Genomic DNA, 17627 nt, shown 5'->3' with positions numbered 1-17627 from the left:
GTTATGCTGCCATCACCGGATAACCCTGAATATGACAGACCGGCATGAAATTCTAGCAATAAAGGGTATCGGCAAAACCTATAGCGAGCCGGTGCTGACGGATGTGAACCTGAAATTATACCCGGGAAAAGTCCTGGCGCTGACGGGTGAAAACGGCGCGGGTAAAAGCACGTTATCCAAAATAATCGGCGGCCTGGTCATACCCACCACGGGCACTATGCTGTACCAGGGCCAGCCTTATACGCCGGCGAGCAGAAAAGACGCGGAAAAAAGAGGTATCCGCATGGTGATGCAAGAGCTCAACCTGCTGCCAACCCTTTCGGTGGCGGAAAACTTATTTATCGATCAATTACCTCACCGCGCGGGCTGGATCAATCGCAAACGCCTGCGCGACATGGCCCGGCCGGTAATGGCGCTGGTGGGCCTGCAAATGATTGACCCGGATACGCTGGTCGGTGAACTTGGCCTGGGCCATCAGCAAATGATTGAGATTGCCCGTAACTTAATCGGTGAAAGCCGCATCCTTATTTTAGACGAACCGACAGCGATGCTGACCAGTCGCGAAGTCGAATTATTGTTCAGCCAAATTAAGCGCTTTAAGCAGCGCGGCGTCTCGCTTATCTATATTTCCCATCGTCTGGATGAACTGGCGATGATTGCCGACGATGTTACCGTCTTACGGGATGGCCATGTCGTGTGCACAGACGATATCAGACGCTACAGCAGCGACCAACTGGTGTCGTTAATGGTGGGTCGCGATCTGGAAAGTACCCTGGATATCAGCGCGCGCCGGCAGGGCGCGCCCATTTTAAAAGTAGAGCACTTCAGGCGGGGTCATATTATCCAGGACGTTTCATTGACCCTGCATCGTGGCGAAGTCCTGGGGATCGGTGGATTGGTTGGCGCGGGACGGACCGAATTATTGCGCGCCATATTTGGTGCGGACCCGGTGGAGCACGGGCAATTATCCGTGGGCGATCCGCTGCTGCCGGTCACCCTTCGCTCCCCCGCCGACGCGATCCGCCACCGGATTGCGCTGGTTACCGAAGATCGCAAAGGCGAGGGGTTGCTATTGCCGCAGTCTATCGCCGCCAATATCTCCCTGGGAAACCGCGATAAAATAAGCCGCTTCTCCGTGGTCAACGCGCGCCATGAACAGCGTTTGGCGCAAAAACACATCGACAACCTGGGCATTCGCGCCACGGGCAGCGGCCAGCCGGTCGAAAGCTTGTCCGGAGGCAACCAGCAGAAGGTGCTGATCAGCCGCTGGCTGGAGCGCAACTGCGACGTCATTTTATTTGACGAACCAACGCGCGGGATAGACGTGGGGGCCAAACGGGATATCTATTTACTCATGAATGAGCTAACCCAGGACGGCAAAGGCCTGATCGTCGTGTCCAGCGACCTGCGCGAATTAATGCTGATTTGCGACCGTATCGCCGTCCTTTCCGCCGGGAAATTAGCAGGCCTGTTTACACGCGGCGCCTGGACGCAGGACGGTATTCTGGCCGCGGCATTTTCCGGCTATCAACAAACAGAAAAGGTTGCCGCCACCCAGGCCGGCCCAGGGAAACCACTCGATGCGTAAAACACCATTATCTCATCACACCGGGCCGCTGAATAGGGAATCACTACAGGCGGAAAAAAGGTTATCGCCCTCTACCTGGCGGGGCCTGAGCAGTTATCTGGGACTGATCGGCGCGCTGCTGGCGATGATCGTGCTGTTTTCCTTTCTCAGCGATCATTTTTTAAGCATGAATACCTTCAGCACCATTGCCAATCAGATCCCGGATTTAATGGTGATGTCGGTAGGGATGACCTTTGTGTTGATCATCGCGGGCATCGATCTTTCCGTGGGCTCGCTGCTGGCATTAGCCGCCGCCGTTGTCAGCGTCACCTACCTCAATCTGCACTGGAATCCCTGGCTTGCCGCGCTGTCGGGCGTGGCGCTGGCGACGCTCGTGGGCTCGCTTACCGGATTTATCACGGTCTTCTGGCGTATCCCTTCGTTTATCGTGTCGTTGGGCATGCTGGAAATGGCGCGGGGAGCGGCCTATCAATTAACCGATTCCCGGACGGCCTATATCGGTTCAATTTTTGATTATCTGGCCGATCCGATTGTCCTTGGGATCTCGCCATCGTTTGTGATCGCCGCCCTGGTGATTTTATTAGGGCACCTGGCATTAACCCGTACCATTTTCGGCCGCCATCTTATTGGCATCGGCACCAATGAGGAAGCCGTACGCCTGGCGGGAATCAATCCCGGTCCCTATAAAATCGCGGTATTTGCCCTGATGGGGGGATTATCCGGCCTGGCGTCGCTGTTCCAGGTCGCCCGTCTCGAAGCGGCGGACCCCAACGGCGGCGTGGGTATGGAACTGCAGGTGATAGCCGCCGTCGTCATCGGCGGCACCAGCCTGATGGGCGGACGCGGTTCCGTCATTTGCACCTTCCTGGGCGCTTTGATTATTTCAGTGCTGGCGGCGGGACTGGCGCAAATAGGCGCAAGCGAACCGACGAAACGGGTCATTACCGGCGCGGTCATCATTGTGGCCGTGGTGCTGGACACCTACCGCAGCCAGCGGCAAAAAAAATAACGCCCCGACCCGGTGCCGCGCACGGCACATCCGAGGGCATAGACATCGGCTCTGTTGAGCTATGCCCTGATGAAAACAGCGGCCCCCCCCCTCTTTAACCTAGCGCCAGGAGCCGGCGACAGGTGATTTTAACGCGGCGTCAGTTGGCTGATAAACAACCCCGCCGCGCTGACCGCATCAATGGCTATCTTGCCTAAATGACGGCGGATGCTGTCGGCCAGGGCGATGGTGGAAAACCCCGTACAGGAAAAAGCAATGACTTCCGCGCCCTGGCGATAAAGCGTATCGGCGCAAGCCAGCGCGCTTTCCCGCCCCTGCGCGCTGAGAAGATCCGTCGTGTTGAAAACCCCTTCCGGCCGCGCATAAACCACCGCTTCGCCAAGCAGTTGTTTAAACGGCGCCGGCGCGCCGGCCCCTATCCCCATCACCGCCACAGGACGTTTAAGCATGGCGGCCACGCTTGCGGACGCGCTGCCGGCGCCGATGACGGGAATGGTCACCGCCCGGCGCAGTTCCGCCAGTCCCGGATCGGCCGCACAGCTCAGGAATAAGGCATTACAGCCTTCCGCCTGCAGCGCCTGTCCCAGCGCGATAATTTTCGGTATTGCCAAGGACTGGCTGGCATCGTCATAAATACCTTGGCGTTGGTCGGGGATGCAACGACTCAGGGATATCGTCCCATATTGCTGTTGGATCAGACGGCCATGCTCTTCCACAAAGGCCCGATCGTCATGGGTTAAAACTCTGATAATGCCCAGCATAAAAAACTCCTGTTAAACACCACAATAGCCCGCGGCCAGAACGTCAGCATACAGGGTAGCGCCCGTAAACGATAACGCCGGCCGGCAGTGATATGTTTAACCTTAGCATCATCCGTTCCTAGGATCCCGCGCCCTGCCGATAGGCACGGCTTTTCACCTTTTCAGCCGCTGTTTTCCCGGCGATGAAAGCATGGTCGGAATTATAATACTCCCATTCACTGTAGCGCCCTGACAGCACGATATCGTGAAGCAATAGCCACTGACGCACCGTGGCAATATTCTGTTCACGGGCATGATCGTAAATCACGTAGGCATAAGGAATGTCAATTTGGTTAGCCGTGATAACAGTATCCTCCGCGCTAAACATCCCCACGGCAATACACTCGGCGATGCACCTGTCGATAAGCTGTTTTCCTTCTGCGGGGAGCGGTTTGAGCGGTGAATAGCTTATTTCGCAGGTCAATCCGCACCCGCCGGGAGGGTTGCATAAGGGACTGGCGTTGCCCTGGACGAAAATCCGATGAAAAACGGTATTGCCGGCAAAATAAATCCAATGTTTATCGGTCAAATTTGCGCGACCGATACCCAGGTTGACGCAGCGGACCGACACATGGCGTAACCCGGCCGCCGCCGCCCTGACGTCTACAGGAACCTCGTCTCCGATGATGCGTATCAATTCCGGCAGCGGCATGGTGCTGATCAACTGCTCATAACTGTATTGCCTGCCGTCGGCCAGGACGGCGATATGCTGGTGCGCCAGGATTTGCTTCACCTCGGCGCCGGTTTCAACCGTACCGCCGATATGCGGCAGGAAACCCGACATCAACGCCTGAAAGCCGCCACGCAGCGGATACCCGAAGCGCGCATTAGGTCCCATGGGCTTGGCTGTCGACCCCAGGGCGCCTTCAATGATTTGCGCCAGGTCAGGCAGCGGCACACGCCCGCCCAGCCAGGAGGTTTCCATATCCGCGAGCGGAACCGTCCATAATTTCTTATTGTAAGGAATGGCGAAATGCCTGGCGATGCCCGCACCCCAGGTCCGGTAGATAAACTGCTCAAAATCTTCTTTCCGTCCATGCCGGTCGGTGGCGCGGCCAAGAACAAAATCCGGTACCGCGCCATCGGCGCAGCAGTCCGTATGCGTGCCATGCTCCTCCACGCCATGGGTAACGCAGCGTTCTTTTAGCATCGGCGCGCCGCCGCCGGGCGGTTCATAACGCGCCGCTATCGCCCCAAGGATACATTCCTTTATGATAGCGGCCGGCAGTCCATGCAACGCGCCCTGAAAGGGATAACGGGTGTAAATACCGTCGGTGTAAATCCATGCCTCACGCTCTTGCCAATGGATATTATCGCCCAACAGCATGTCATACATGGCGAGGACATAGGGATCATTGGAAAACATGATATGCCCTGCATAATCAAAGGTGAAGCCGCGATCTTCGACGGAACGGCACCATCCGCCTACCGTCTTGTTGCGTTCAAGCAGCAGGGCCCCCGAACCATAATGATATGCAGCGCTCAGCCCCGTCGGCCCCGCGCCGAGGATAAGACAGCGGACCGGCGATGCGCTTGCCGGGTGGGGCGGCGTCAGCCGTAAAGCCGGCGTTACCGGCAATCCTTGCTCCGCCTGCGCGACAGGCGTGTCCGCTGTAGGACGAGATGGCGAAACGGTCAGCTCATTTTCTATTAACTCATGCATCGCCTGCGCTGTTTTGTCCCAGGAGGTCGCATCAACAATGGCTTTCATTTGCTGCTGTTGCATTGCCCGGGATGCCGGCGGTATCGCCAGCGCGTCTTCACAAGCGCGAATAAAGCCTGCGTGATCCTGTCCGATAGCGACGACATGACCATAAGGTTCCTCAACATCGGTAATGGCGCTGCTCACCACCGGCAATAACGCCGCCATATATTCAAGCACCTTGGTCGGGCTGATAAAACGCGTTGATGCGTTCAGGGCAAAAGGCATTAAGCAGACATCCCACCCGGCAAGAAACTGGGGCAATGCCTGATAAGGCTGCATGCCAAAGTAATGAATATTAGGCCGCTGGGGAAGGAAAGCAGGATCTATTTTGACTACCGGCCCAACCATTATCAACTGCCATTGCGGATGCGCATCCGCCAGGGCCGCAAGCAAAGCCAGATCCATGCGTTCATCAATCACGCCGAAATACCCCAGCCGCGGATGGGGCAGTTGATCCTGGAGCGGATGATGATTTGTCCTGTCCCGGGCTTGTTCAAAATGAATGGTATCCACGCTGCTGGCAAAACAGTGCACATTAGGATGTCGCCCCGCCTTGGCGGCATATAAACTGGGACCGCCGGTAAAAACGATATCGGCACGCGCCAGCAAGGCGGATTCGCGTTGCATAAGTTGTCTGGGCGCTTTTTCAAATGCAGACAGCTCATCCATGCAATCATAAATAACCAGCGCAGGAGTAAAGACAGCCAGTAACGGCAACGCCATAGGCGTATAAAACCAGACGATGGGCATCTCGTTTTCTGGCATTAACTCAGCAAGAAGCTGTTGAATATAGGGAATCTGGCTATCATGGAAACCTGCAGCCTGTATAGGCGTATGCGGCTGGACAACAGTGATATTCGGCGCCGGGGTCGTTATATTCAGGCCTGGTTCCAGCAGAGAGAAAATAGGTTCTTCTATAAAAAAGATGCGATAATGTTGCGCCAGGCGCGTCATGAGATGCTGAGGGCGTTGAAAAACGAAATCCCACCGCAGATGGCTAAAAACGTATATATTTTTCATAATATAAGTATTTTCTCCGGCGCTTGCTAATACGCCTAATTGTCTTTGGAAAAGCGCCAGCATATGCTGGGCTCGCAGGAGAGCAGAGGCATAAACAGCATCCAGTATCCGAGCCAGCGGGTCCGGCCCCTCACGGTCGAGGTCCCATAATCCGCTATGGTGCCAGACGTTCTTATTTTCCCAGTCAGGTCGGTCGATAATGGGATAAAGACAAATGCCCAGCAGCTCGACTCCCGCTATTTGCGCCTGGGCGATATCGGCGGCAATCTGGCCTATCCAGGCTCCGCGTCCGCTGCCCACGTGACTGGTTTCCGCCAGGAGTAGGGGTCGTTTGTAGCGATGGTAGAGCTCTTGTAACATATCGTGCAGGGGACGGCGCCGCGGGTCGCCCAAATGCCAGAAGAGCCGTTGGTTATTTTCGCTTTCCCATTGGTTATCATGATAATAATTGGCTCCAATGATATCCAGATAGCGCGGCGCGCCGCCCAATTCAGGCGCGCTAACGCCTGACAGCATGTCCCAGGATTCAAACTGGGCGGCTTGCCAATCAGCGGCCTGCCGCATCCCCTCAGGGCGGCTATCCGAAGCCACGGTAAAAATAATCGGGTCACAATGTAGAATCCGCGCCCGGGGATCCGCTGCCCAAATAGCATCACATGCGGCAAGACTTGCCCGAACCAATTGGCGTTTACTTGATTTTCCTATCTCCACGCCGGGCGGCGCGGAACATGGAAATAACCCCACCGAAATACCCCAACTGGTAAAAGAGATTTCATTTATCGGCGAATAGACGGGGGCATGGGAATAATAAGGCCGTAAAAACGCGGCCACGGCGCCGCATAAACGGGCGAAGCGGGAAACAAAGTCTGGCGAAAACACATCAATATCTTCCGGCCAACCGTAATGGCATATCGTCCAGCATAGTTGCATCCCTGATTTATTTGCCGCTGCCATCCGGACCGCCAGGGAAGAAAAATCATAACCCTCCTTACTTTCAACCAGGCGCCAGCCGACACTTTCTCGAACCGTTGTAATATTAAATGCTTTTAACGCGTTATAATCCTGCAGAACGCGTTCTATGTGCCCGGTTGCCTCGTTTAATGCCAGTGTTTCACCCAGCCGGTTGCGATGATCCGCAGCTTCAAATCCCGCCTGCCAAAAACTGCTGAAAATAGTCATGCCGCCGCCTCTAGATATTAAAACTTTATCTCTTTGTTAATCGGCCGTGGAAATTATGCGTTCTAACTAATATTCAGGCATGGGGCATGAAGACCCCGCTGACTTGCCGGATAACAAAATTCAAATAATTGATATTTTTTATTTAAAACAGAAATACAGACGCCGAATGCCTGTCACTAACAAAGCATATCCATGAATAACGCGTCTCGCGGCAAAATGGCGGGAGAGACTTAAACAAAGCTTACCTTTCTTTTACCATACTATAGAACATGGCGAAATTTTCGCTAACCCGTCATGTATTATTTTTTACAATTATTAACTAGCTATCTGTTTTTAATAAAAATTAAATATTACCGCTGCGCTTAAATAAGATTAACACCTTAGAAGATATAACTATTTATCTTAAGTGGCGTTAAACAGTACCAGAGTATTGTTCGCGATAGTGCATTGCGATAGTGCATTATAGATGCACCGCGGTGGATTATATTAATTTTTACAGCAGCTTATCGATGCCGTTAAGGATAAGGCATTATCCGCTGAATACCGCCATGATCAGCGTTTTCGCAGATCCCCCTGGCGATGACCCCAGTCGCCTGACGCTGCGCAGGCGCAAAGCGGTGGCCGGTTATTGCCTTAGTAACGCCAGTTACGCCACCGTGGAATCGTCAGCAGAACCCGCCATCCGGCCAGGGACAAGCCTGGGCTATCGCCCACATTTCTTTTGCCCGTTTCCAGCCGCGGTTCTGACTGCCGGTATGCTCGCCTGGACAAGGCCTTTTCAGCGTAGCGGCCATGCCGCCGACCCGGGATGGGCTTTGCAATATTCCAATAGTCCGAAAGCTGGCCTGCGATTATGTCTATTAGCAAAACTTAACTACGCTTATTCTTGTCGATAATTAAAGGAGGGAAAGTTATGTCTGAGATCACAAAAACCAATAATGATACCATCGGTGATGTTGCCGACAAGGCAAAGAACAAAGCAGAACAATTCGCTGGGGCTGCCCAGAAAAAATTCGGCGAGGCCGTAGATTCCCCCGAACAAGAAGCTAAAGGCGCCGCCAGGCAGGCCACGGCGAAAGTCTCCGAAGCATTAAACGATGCGGCTGCCGGTGTTAGGGAACATGTCCGTGAAAACCCGCTGGTGGGACTTGCCGCCATCGGCACCATCGGACTGCTGCTCGGCTTTATCCTGGGCCGCAGCAAATAAGATCATGGGGCGTGTCCAGCGCCCCTTTCCTTCCTGGATTCACCCACACTGCCCGTGACGATCGTTGCCGGGCCCGCTCCAAGCAGCCTTGGTAATCATTACCGCTGTTTCTCCGCCGGCAATGCCCTGTCGCGTCGATGCGTTGGTGCGCGGACATCCCTGAAAATGCCATTCACGGCGCCTGTAATCTATTCGTCAAGGAACCAATAACCCTGATTAACCAGCGCGGTTAACGCCGTAACGAAAGCCGGGTTGTCCAGCGCCTTGCCCAGCGCTTCCTTACCGATAAGGGTGTGGCGGCACAGGGCGTCGGCGCCTGCGGGATCGGCCGTTTCCAGCCGTTCGCTGTTGACGAAAAAGCTCTCGCCGACCTGCAGGACCCGCAAGCCGCCCAAGCGCGTCAGAACCTTGCCCGCCATAAGGGCGCCGACAATCTCATCTTCCTTGTAGAGCGGCTGTGCGGGCGCGATATCCAGCTCGTGGCGCGGGGTCGTCGCGAAGCGGCCAAACCACTGGGCAAAATCTTCCGGCTGATTGATCATCTCGATCATCATCGCGCGCAGACGGTCCAATTCAGCATTTTCGACACGGCCCGGATGTTCCCGGCACGTTAAATCAGGATCGCTGTAGTGCTCGCCGCCCAGATCGTTTTCCAGCGCATAGTCGGCGAAGCTGCTGATTAAATCCCTGCCGTTTGGTCCGCGAAAGCCTACGGAATAGTTAAGGGCGGTTTCGTGAGTGAAACCGTCGTGCGGAAAACCGGGCGGAATGTATAAAATATCGCCGGGCGCAAGGTCTTCATCAATGATGGGCATAAACGGCTCGACGTGCAGCAGCGCCGGATGCGGGCAAAACTGCTTCAGGGGCAGTTTAGCGCCGACACGCCAGCGGCGGCGTCCCATCCCCTGGATGATAAAGACATCGTACTGATCGATATGCGGTCCGACGCCGCCGCCCGGCACGGAAAAAGAAATCATCAGGTCGTCTAAACGCCAGTCCGGCAGCACGCGAAACGGACGCACCAGCTCGGCAGACGGGGCATGCCAGTGGTTAACGGCTTGGGCCAAAAGCGACCAGCCGGTTTCTCCCAGATTATCAAAATGCTCGAACGGCCCATTGCTGGCCTGCCACTGGCCATTTGCATGGCTGACCAGCCGGCTGTCAACCTCTGCCTCCATCGCCAGGCCGGCCAATTCGTCCGGCGTAATGGGATCGACAAAATCCGGGAAGGCGTTTTTTAATATAACGGGTTGTTTTTGCCAATATTTCTCTAAAAACTCGGGCCAATTGAGATTAAGTTGATAAGCCATGCTTGCACGCCAATAAGAAAACAAACGGGCCTGATTATAAAGGGCCGCACGCGGGTGCCGCCTTGTCATGGGTCAACCTGGGCGTTCAGCAAAGCAAAATAACCGCCGCCGTCAAAAGATGTCCTGCGCGTTTTCCCACGCTAGTAATGCGTGACGCCATCTGGAGTAATTGACTGATATTTTACCATATTTATTCAAGACATCAGTGAGGTAAAGCTGAACGACTGACGCTTGCAGGCCCGGAGGAGGATGCCGGGCCTGCGACAATAGGTGCAGTGATTGAGAACCCCGTTGATAAGCGCGCTATGGTACAGCCTCATCGTCCCTGATAGCGCCGGGGTCCCAGGCAATAATGATTAAGACTGAGCGCCGGTTTATCCGCGCCCGACAAAGGGCATATTGCTGGCCATTACCGTCATAGTGAGAATATTTGCAGATAAAGGTAAAGCCGCCATGTGGCGCACCGCGTCAGCAATATATTTAACGTCGACCATCGGTTCCGCCGCCGTGCGTCCATCCGCTTGCAAAACGCCTCTGGTCATCCGTTCCGACAACGTGGTCAACGCGTTGCCGATATCAATCTGGCCGCAAACGATATTAAACGCGCGCCCGTCCAGAGCAATGCTTTTCGTCAAACCCGAGACGGCATGTTTACTGGCAGTATAGGGCGCGGTGAAGGGCCGGGGAGTATGTGCGGAGATCGAACCGTTGTTGATGATACGTCCGCCCTGGGGCGTTTGTTTCCTCATTAAACCGAAGGCCGCGCGGGCGCAAAGAAATACACCGGTGACATTGGTATTGATGGCATTGAGCCATTTGTCCAAGGGCAATTCATCCATTGGAACGGCGGGCGCATTGACGCCCGCGTTATTAAACAACACATCAAGGCGGCCATACCGTGCCGCGATTTGGGCAAATAACGCTTCCACGCTTTCAGGGTCGCGAACATCTGCGGTTATGGCAATCGCCTGCTGTCCCGCCGCCTTTGCCGCATCCTGGACTTCAAGCAGGGGCTCAATGCGCCGCCCGGTGAGAACAACGGTAAATCCGTCCTGGAGCAATCCCAAAGCAACGGCTCGGCCTATACCGCTACCGGCGCCCGTGACGAGCGCTATCCTGGCGTTTTCTACTTGCTGTATTGACTCGGACATACCTATCTCCTGTAAATTGCATTACCTGAATTATACCAACATGCTCAAGTGGATTTTGAAAACCGCTTTTAGTATGGATGTATCATTACCGCTACGGCCTCGGGTCCGATGGATATCATCAGGAAAAAAAATACCAAACTCCCCCGGCCCCATGGTTAAAACATCTTGCCGAGTGTTGAGGTCGTAATAAATCATATCGCTACCTGGCGTTTTGTCTTCTGTTATCTTTACGCCATCATCCACGCGAGAAAAGCCAATCTTTTCCTCCCCAGACAACAAATACTGAAAGTCAACATATTCCACATGGGATTCCGGTTTACATTCACTCAGGTCAATGGTGTCGTACGATTGCATAAAAAAGAAGAGCTTATCAGGAATTATGATGTGTTTACCCACCATAAGACCGGCTAAATCATTGTTGCGTATATAATCTATTATTGTATTGAACACCGGATGAAATGCGCTTTGTTCTTTATTCCAGTCGGCCAGTTTACTGAATATCATTGCGTATCCCTTCAGAATGAATCATGACGTCGTCATCAACCGGCAGTAAGCATAAACAATCCGCAAGACATAACAGATGTTATTACACCCACAACCCTCGTTTGTGCCATGGCGTTAAACCACCGCAAAACAAATGCAACATTACATTTACACTAAGACGTTTTTTGCCGCGGCATCCCATATAAATCGCACCTAAAACGGAAGATCGTCAGAAACAAGCTCCGCAGGAGATTATTCCCTCTGCCGGGTATTTACCGTGCACTTTTTTTTGCCAATGTTACTGCGATAATGCTGAAGTATATTAAGTATAAATCAAATTGCTGGCCCAACGGTTATGCAAATGCACATTTTTAAAAATTGATCAGCGCGACAATCTAGGCAATTGACCGCTTATCAGTGACCGATATCACGAAAACAAACCCATTGCGACTCTCTATTACACTCTGAGCGAAACAGCCCGCCGCGGGTTGACTGTTAAAATCCGTAAACCTCGCGCAGGTACCCTCATTGGCCCCGTGCAGCCTTTATCATCGCGCTTGAGCAAGCGCATCGGCACTATTTCTTTTTAACCAGGGTAACGCGATACGGTTATAACAAAATGAGACGGTAAACACATGGACACAAGTAAACCATAAATCAATTAACATTTATATGTGATGACTATCATATAATTGATATAAATTTTCAAAATATCATTTATTTTAAAAATGATGCGACATATTACGCATATTTTTCCAATATAACGTAAATTCAAATTTATTGTTCAAATTTGGGATTTGCATCAAATTATCTTGGCTTATGTACCAATTTTATAATTTATCTTTGAGCTTTTGCCCAATGCTGTTGTTTACATATCTTTGCATAGTGACTGCAATTAAATAATGAAAAGATAATATGGATGCTGATCGATTATAAACAACGGCTGTTTCTGGTATCAAAATGTCGATGTTACCCATCCTTATGTTAATTGCTTGGGGTGTTATTAGTCACATTGCCTGCAAATGTTAATTTATATCATCATGGGATTAGGATAATTCGCTGCGCCGGATTAGCCGTCACGTTATGTCGCTTTAAACTTTAAACGGGATATGTCATGGACACTAAAAAAATAGAAGTAATGGTTATTTCGCCTCTTCCCCCGGTTATGCTGGACGAACTGGCAGAGACATTTACCATACATAATTATTGGTTGACGGAAGACAAAGAAGAATTATTAAGCCAAACCGCCACGCGGATACGCGGGGTGGTGACCCGATCCCATCTTGGAATAAATAGAAGAATTATCAATGCCTTGCCTCAGCTGGAGATGGTGTCGATTTTTGGCGTTGGCCTGGATGCCGTCGATCTGGATGCGGCGCGTGCGCGTAACTTGGTGGTGACGAATACACCGAAGGTACTCAGTGAATGTGTGGCGGATACCGGTTTGGCGCTGATGTTAAGCGTCTCTCGCCGTATTTGCGAGGCCGATCGGTTTTCCCGTTCTAAAGCCTGGTTGAATGGACAATTTCCTTCCGCCTCGCGGATGCACGGCAAAATATGCGGTATTGCCGGCCTGGGCAATGTCGGGCAGGCGGTAGCAACCAGGGCGCAGGGTTTTGGCATGCCAATACATTTTTATGACCCCTATTCCAAAGAACAAAACTTCAAACGTTTCGATACCCTGGTGGCGCTGGCGGAATCCTGTGATTTTTTAGTATTGACCCTACCGGGTGGTGCTGAAACTTTCCATGCGATAAACAAAGAGGTATTACAAGCCTTGGGTAAATCCGGGATCTTGGTAAATATCGCCCGCGGCACTGTTGTCGACACTGCGGCATTGATCGAGGCATTAAATAATAAGGACATCTTGGGTGCGGGGCTAGACGTATTTGAAGACGAGCCCGTTATCCCGCGTGAGCTGTTCCAATTTGACAACGTTGTCCTTACCCCCCACCTGGCAAGCAACACCGTTGAGACCCGTACTGATATGGCAAACTTAGCGGTGCGTAATATCAGAAGCTATTTCGAAGAAGGGCAGGCTATTACGCCGGTAAAATAATTCATCTCTATGGTGACTGTTATTTTCGCCTAAAGCTTCTCATGTCTATTTGCTTTTATATTATTCATTTTTTATGAAGGGATATTTTTGCACATAGATATACTTACAAGGAACTCTCTATGAGCGCTGTCATGCTTGAAAAAATGCCTGACCATTCTGCCCTTAAGAAAAAATGGGCCAGGATCGGCATTTGCGTTTTGTTTGGCGCCATCATTTGGAATATTCCCATCCCGATTGGGTTTACGCCTCAAAATTGGCATTTATTTGCAATATTTTTTTCCACCGCTTTCGGTTTTATGCTGCAGCCCCTGACGTTGGGGGTTATTACCATTGCATCCCTGGTTGTCGCGGCGATGTTTGGCGTTTTGGATGTCAAAGGGGTGCTGGTCGGCTACAGTGCCGATGTGGTGTGGCTTATCGTCGCTGCGTTTCTCTTTTCACGCGGCTTGATTAAAACCGGCCTGGGCAACCGGATTGCTTATGCCTTGTTGCAGCGCTTTGGCAGCAGTTCCCTTAAGCTTGGCTATACCCTGGCATTCAGCGATGTCCTGATAAGCTTTTGCGTTCCCTCGGCGACCGCGCGCTGTGGGGGCATCATGTTTCCCATTGTCCGAAGCGTAGCGGAGGTCAGCGGCTCTAAACCCGGCAGCTCCGCCAGGAAACTGGGGGCGTACCTCGTGCAGACGGTGGTACAAGTCGACAGCGTTGCCGCCTGCCTGACCCTAACGGGGCAAGCCGGCAATCTGTTAATGGTGGCGTTTGCTTCCAAAATCGCGGGCATAGAAATTTCCTGGAGCATATGGGCAATGGCGGCGTTTGTGCCGGCGCTGTTTTGTCTGTTGATCATGCCGTATTTGCTGCACAAGATTTACCCACCTGAATCGAACCAGACTCCGGAAACCAAACAGATTGCCAAATCGTCGCTTCAGGCCATGGGCAAAATGTCTTTTAAAGAAATTTTACTTTGCATAATCCTGGTATTGACCATTATCGGTTGGGGCACCAGCGGAATGACTAAAATCTCCGCGACCGTTATTGCCCTGGCCGGCGTCTGTCTTATGTTGCTGGCGGAAGTCATCGACTGGAAGGACGTGATCAATGAAAGTGGCGCTTGGGACACGCTGGTGTGGTTGGGCGGTATGTACGGCTTGGCGGAAAATTTATCAAAATCAGGTTTCTTTAAGGTATTTGCGGATTGGGTACAGGTCAGCTTATCGGGTATGCCGGTTCTGCCCGTATTGATCATACTGGTCAGCATCTATGTTTTTTCTGCGTATTTCTTTGCGGGGGGGATCCCGCATATTCTCGTCATGTATCCAGCATTTATAACCGTAGGCATTGCTGTGGGCGCACCGCCGATGCTGGTATGCTTATTATTAGCCTTTTGCTCTTCTTTATATCAGGCCATTACGCATTATTCGTCTGGCCCGGCGGCAATATTTTTTGCTGGAGGATATATAGGACAAAGGGAGTGGTGGAAGTTAGGTTTTATCGTGACCTTATTTAATGTGTTGGTATGGTCAATACTGGGCGCTTTCTGGTGGAAGATCATCGGACTTTGGTAACATGGCAATATTGAGCATCAGGCCCAGCCGTCATGCTGGGCTTTTTTTATCGGTGATCATCCACGGAGTTGCATGAGGCAGGGTTCTGAATCCCGCCGCCTCATCTTGACTTTTTTACACGGGTCAGAAACTTTGCCAGCCTTCTTCCGTCTCCGCTGTCTTTTTCTTCGTTGTCAGTCCGTAAGGTGACGATTTCGCCACTCCTGCCGGGCTTAGCGCGGAGGGGAATTTTCCCGTTGACGGTGATTCGATAACAAACGTGGCTACCAGCTGATTGAGGACGGTGGCCTGCTCCATTAGCGAGTGCGAGGCGGCCGAGGCTTCCTGTACGAGTGCCGCATTCTGCTGCGTCACGTCGTCCATCTGGTTAACCGCCTGGTGGACCTGGCCAATACCCAGCATCTGCTCTTTAGCGGCGGCCGCGATTTCATTCACCAGGTCTGCGACCTGACTGATTGCGTCCTTCATACCGGCCATATTCTGCCCGACTTCTTCCGCCTGACCCGCCCCTTTCTCCACGAAACTCATGGAAGACTCAATCAGCACTTTGATCTCACGGGCTGAAGACGATGAGCGCTGTGCCAGACTACGGACTTCACCGGCAACGACTGCAAATCCGCGCCCCTGTTCCCCGGCCCGCGCCGCTTCAACTGCGGCATTCAGCGCCAGAATATTGGTCTGGAAAGCAATACCTTCAATAAGCGAGATGATATCGGTAATTTTTGCAGAACTGTTCCTGATATCGGACATTGTGCCCAGCATGGTGCTGACCTTAGCTGAGCTGTCTTCCGAGAGCCGGCGGGCATTCTGTGAAAGCTGGCTTGCCATACCGGTATTTTCGGCAGTCTGCCGTACCGTTTCACTCAACTCTGACATGCTGGCCGCCGTCTGCTCCAGGGAGGCAGCCTGCTCTTCGGTACGGGACGAAAGGTTCTCGTTGCCTGCCGATATCTGCGTCGAGGCCGTAGTGACGGATTGGGAGGACGCGCTCACGGACAACAGCGAGGCGGCAACATTTTCCACCAGGGCATTGAATGCTTTTGCCGTCAGGCCAATTTCGTCTTTACGTGAATCATCCGCCCGCAGGGTCAGGTCCAAGCGGGAACTGGCATTCTCCATGGTGGAACGCATGGCGTTAAGGTTTCTGCGGATACCGGTTATCGTCTTCACACTGAATAAGCCGAGGATAAGGATCACCAGTGCCGACCCGCCAATCATGCCCCGTAACGTCAACTGATAGATTTGGGTATTCTGATTTTTGAGCGTTTCACCGACGTCTACGTTCAACTGCAACTGCTTCATGTAGCCGGCGATGAGGCCGCGGGCGGCTTCACCTACACCGGCGTCGCCCTGGAGCTCACCGAGGGAGACCGCGTTATTCTGCTCACGGGAGCCTTTCAGGAAGGCCGGCAGTTTGTTCTGGATATCTTGTATGCTGGCCAGGCCAGCCTCCGTCATTTGCCGGTCGCTGTCGTTGGAAATTTCGTTATCCAGATAGAACTGATTGAGAGACTTCAGATTACTTACCAGCTCGCTGAGTTTTTTCTCAACTTTGGCTTGTCTGGCCGGGTCGGTTACGCTCTGATGCCGGTACATCCAGATAATCAGCTGGTTGCTGCCATCCACCATTTTGCTTAAGTCGATAATGGAAGGAACAGTATTGCTCTGGACATACTGAAAACGTGCCTGAAATCCTGTTACTACCAGAACGGCCACAATCACCAGGGCAATAAGTGAGGCTGACAGCAGAGAAAAGACCAAGAACAGACGCTGTGTAATTGTCATATTTATTTTCACCTGAGATGTGCCGGATAGAAGGGCTGCATGTCGTAAACCATTCAGCAGCCCTTAACTATCGGCGTCAGACAGAAAATAGTTAATTAAACTTGCCATTATCCCGAGATTGACCCAAGACCGATTTTTTCTCCCGTTAAAAGCAGAATTCCGGCAGGCTAAACCCTCCCCGAAGAAGAGGTAATGATTGAAGACGGGCACAGACATTCTAATCAATCCAGCCAGATACGGCCCCTGGACTGTCAGCGTCATAGATAGCATTGAGCGTAGGCTTTGACATTTGACATTGCCCGCATAAAAAAGCCCACCAGATGGCGGGCGAAAACGAAATGGGGCAATTAAATAATGACAGGGTGAGAATAGGTGAGGAAGGTGACGGCTGGATGACAGGCATGAAATAGCCCGCGCGAGGGCCGGTTTCAGCCTGCTTCAGGGCAAAAGCAATGTGCTCTTCGGTACAGCGGATCTTTTTCATGTCTGGATTGTTTTTTTTAAAGAAAAGGGGGACAGAAAATTCCCGTTTAGCCTGGTCCTGATTACTGCGGGGAAGATCAGTCTGGTAGATAATGGGAGATAAGAAACGGGCTACACTGCGTAGTATACGGGCTGTTAATTTATTTCGGTAGACTTGGGAAGAGTTTGAAGGGATAATAGGAACAAAATCTATCAATTATATTATTGATTATTAACACAAATAACCTGTTGCGTCTTTGGTCATACCCCCAAAAATACCCCCAATAGATTTTTTGTGTTCGTA

General features: G+C 52.2%; 11 protein-coding genes. 5 read left to right on the top strand and 6 right to left on the bottom strand.

Features of this window, described 5'->3' with window-relative positions:
- Positions 1-31 precede the first annotated feature (31 nt).
- Positions 32-1588: a sugar ABC transporter ATP-binding protein gene (locus ACL2XQ_RS04705; RefSeq protein WP_413722212.1), complete on the top strand. Its 1557-nt coding sequence runs from the start codon at positions 32-34 to the stop codon at positions 1586-1588.
- Positions 1581-2597: an ABC transporter permease gene (locus tag ACL2XQ_RS04700; protein WP_413727095.1), complete on the top strand. Its 1017-nt coding sequence runs from the start codon at positions 1581-1583 to the stop codon at positions 2595-2597. Before ACL2XQ_RS04705 ends, ACL2XQ_RS04700 begins: the two co-directional genes overlap by 8 nt.
- Before the next feature lie 128 nt (positions 2598-2725).
- On the opposite strand, the gene ACL2XQ_RS04695 is transcribed toward ACL2XQ_RS04700, so the two are convergent.
- Together ACL2XQ_RS04695 and ACL2XQ_RS04690 are read right to left on the bottom strand one after the other, a co-directional pair.
- Positions 2726-3358: an aspartate/glutamate racemase family protein gene (locus ACL2XQ_RS04695; RefSeq protein WP_413722210.1), complete on the bottom strand. Its 633-nt coding sequence runs from the start codon at positions 3356-3358 to the stop codon at positions 2726-2728.
- Between the two features lie 118 nt (positions 3359-3476).
- Positions 3477-7301, bottom strand: coding sequence for an NAD(P)-binding protein (locus ACL2XQ_RS04690; RefSeq protein WP_413740093.1), 3825 nt, complete (start codon positions 7299-7301; stop codon positions 3477-3479).
- A gap of 913 nt (positions 7302-8214) precedes the next feature.
- Here ACL2XQ_RS04690 and ACL2XQ_RS04685 point away from each other — a divergent pair.
- The gene (locus ACL2XQ_RS04685; protein WP_410016270.1) at positions 8215-8508 is read left to right on the top strand and encodes a CsbD family protein; all 294 of its coding nucleotides are present in this window, start codon (positions 8215-8217) and stop codon (positions 8506-8508) included.
- Positions 8509-8696: 188 nt separating this feature from the next.
- Here the strand turns inward: ACL2XQ_RS04685 and ACL2XQ_RS04680 are convergent, their stop codons facing one another.
- The 3 genes from ACL2XQ_RS04680 to ACL2XQ_RS04670 form a co-directional block, all read right to left on the bottom strand.
- Positions 8697-9818 carry a JmjC domain-containing protein gene (locus ACL2XQ_RS04680; RefSeq protein WP_413722208.1) on the bottom strand — a complete coding sequence of 374 codons (1122 nt, stop codon included), beginning with the start codon at positions 9816-9818 and terminating at the stop codon, positions 8697-8699.
- Positions 9819-10192: 374 nt separating this feature from the next.
- Complete coding sequence (locus ACL2XQ_RS04675; RefSeq protein WP_413722207.1) at positions 10193-10969, bottom strand: SDR family oxidoreductase; 777 nt, start codon at positions 10967-10969, stop codon at positions 10193-10195.
- Between the two features lie 30 nt (positions 10970-10999).
- Positions 11000-11473: a YhcH/YjgK/YiaL family protein gene (locus ACL2XQ_RS04670; protein WP_410016273.1), complete on the bottom strand. Its 474-nt coding sequence runs from the start codon at positions 11471-11473 to the stop codon at positions 11000-11002.
- 1093 nt (positions 11474-12566) lie between these two features.
- Here ACL2XQ_RS04670 and ACL2XQ_RS04665 point away from each other — a divergent pair.
- On the top strand, positions 12567-13511 hold the full coding sequence (locus tag ACL2XQ_RS04665; protein ID WP_410016274.1) for a 2-hydroxyacid dehydrogenase: 945 nt from the start codon (positions 12567-12569) through the stop codon (positions 13509-13511).
- 119 nt (positions 13512-13630) lie between these two features.
- A complete protein-coding gene (locus tag ACL2XQ_RS04660; RefSeq protein ID WP_413722204.1) occupies positions 13631-15076 on the top strand; it encodes a DASS family sodium-coupled anion symporter in 1446 nt (481 codons plus the stop codon).
- A 123-nt stretch (positions 15077-15199) separates the two neighbouring features.
- Here the strand turns inward: ACL2XQ_RS04660 and ACL2XQ_RS04655 are convergent, their stop codons facing one another.
- On the bottom strand, positions 15200-16861 hold the full coding sequence (locus ACL2XQ_RS04655; RefSeq protein ID WP_413730891.1) for a methyl-accepting chemotaxis protein: 1662 nt from the start codon (positions 16859-16861) through the stop codon (positions 15200-15202).
- Positions 16862-17627: the final 766 nt, after the last annotated feature.

The sequence above is a fragment of the Sodalis sp. RH14 genome (assembly GCF_047324285.1).
Taxonomy (GTDB): Bacteria; Pseudomonadota; Gammaproteobacteria; order Enterobacterales; family Enterobacteriaceae; genus Acerihabitans.
This window is presented reverse-complemented; position numbering and strand designations above follow the sequence as displayed.